This is a genomic window from Dyadobacter sp. (assembly GCF_051859145.1).
Lineage (GTDB): Bacteria > Bacteroidota > Bacteroidia > Cytophagales > Spirosomataceae > Dyadobacter.
In genome coordinates this window covers 1-1,756 of sequence record NZ_JBHYGF010000536.1, presented here as the reverse complement: position 1 = coordinate 1,756, position 1,756 = coordinate 1, and the positions used below count along the sequence as shown (strand labels likewise).

General features: G+C 45.6%; 2 protein-coding genes. Both read right to left on the bottom strand.

Features of this window, described 5'->3' with window-relative positions; all coding sequences use genetic code 11:
• Nucleotides 1-649 (bottom strand): Gfo/Idh/MocA family protein (locus tag ACTIE6_RS23550; protein ID WP_439558959.1); only part of this gene is annotated, 649 nt, incomplete at its 3' end.
• Nucleotides 650-808: 159 nt separating this feature from the next.
• Nucleotides 809-1,756, bottom strand: a 948-nt coding sequence (locus ACTIE6_RS23545) for a glycosyltransferase family 4 protein (RefSeq protein WP_439558958.1), incomplete at its 5' end; no start/stop codon positions are given.

Here is a 1,756-nt window from a genome sequence, read left to right as displayed (position 1 = left end):
CGAGAATACAGTACACCGCGTCTTCTACATTCTTGGAGTAAATCGATTCCAGCATCGTCCCTTTTACACTCGTGATGTTTCCTAACAGGTAGTTGATCAGATCAATAACGTGTGAAGCGTAATCCATCAGGCAGCCGCCTCCTTCTGCCGGATCTGCACGCCAGTTGTCCTGTTTTTCGCGGATAACAACTGGTCCGTAAGACTCACCTGTGAAGTGGTATACTTCCCCGAGAACACCCAGGTCCAGCAGTCTTTTTACCTCTCTGAAAGTTCCGATGAACTTGTTGTGATAGCCTACCTGGTTCACAACTGCTTTCTCTGCTGCAAGCGCAACGAGCGATTTTCCTTCCTCGGCGGTAAGACAAAGGGGCTTCTCAGCGAACACGTGCTTGCCGATTTCAAGTACCTTGCGCACCATGGATGCGTGGAACTTGGTTGGGACAGATACAAAGACGGCGTCTGCATCCGTTTTTGCAAGCATTTCCTCGTAGTTTGAAAAGCAAGGAAAGGAAGAGTATTTTTCAAAAACGTCGAGTACCATCTTCGAGGTGTCACTTACCCCTACAACTTCGACATTCGGATGTGCCCCCAATATGGACAGATGAGATATTCCCATCTTGCCGGCACCAATCAATGCAACTTTTACCATAACTATTTTTTGATGAGTTTGAGATAGATGATCAGTAGAAAAGGTTTTTACAAAAGGATTCGATTTGGAAAAAGCGTGTATTCAGGTATCCAACGTATTGGTATATACGTTAGTGTCAGATTCATATTTCGGATGTTGTTTTTCTATGTTAAGCCTTGATCAGATTTCTTGGTAAGTCCCGGCGAATTGGTTCGGTACAGTGTGCATGACAGCATCAATCACTCCCTGAGCGGCCTGGTGGTGATTATAGATCCGCACGCGGGATAAAGCGTGACCTGCATACTGTTGAATCTGTTCCTGATTGTTCAATAGCGCGGCAATCTTCTCAACCCAAACATCAACCTCCAATGGAAGTATTAGCCCGGTATGCTGATCGATAACCAGATCATCCGCGGCACCGGCGTTGGCGCAGGTGATGACAGGTGTGCCGCTCGCACAAGCTTCATTTGCCACAATTCCCCAAGGATCCTGCAGGGTAGGGAAGAGGAATAATTTGGATTTGCTATAACAGGAAACAAGCGAATGCTGGTCGAGAAACCCTGTAAAAACATAATTTAACCCTTCCGAATCCAGCTTGTCCAGCACCTGTTTGCGCAAGGGACCATCACCTACCAGTAGTACTTTTATCCCCGGATGAATCTGATTGAGCCGACAGGCCACCTCTGCAAAGAATCCGGGCAATTTCCGCTCGATAAGCTGACCTGAGAACATAATATCAAATTCCCGGTCTTTGATTGGAGAAGCTGAAAACTTACTGTTGTCAATGCAAAGCGTGCTCTTGAATATATTGCTATCCTTAACTCCGTAACTTTTGAAAAGCTTTGCAGAACCGCGGCTGGGCCCAATAAATGCATTTGTAAAAGGAAAAATGAGCTTTCTGACCCATTTATGAAAGATAGAGAAATCCTTTTCCGAATCGTATGTACCGTCTAGGGATACGATGAACTTGCATCCATTCAGCATTGCCCAGATGAAGCCGTAAAGCATCGTTGGGTTAAAGCCGGTAATGATCATCACATCCGGTCTGATTACATTCAGCAGCGACCACACCGAAGGATTGTTATGCTTGAATGTTTTAGCCACATCACTGAGAAAATACTTCGCATA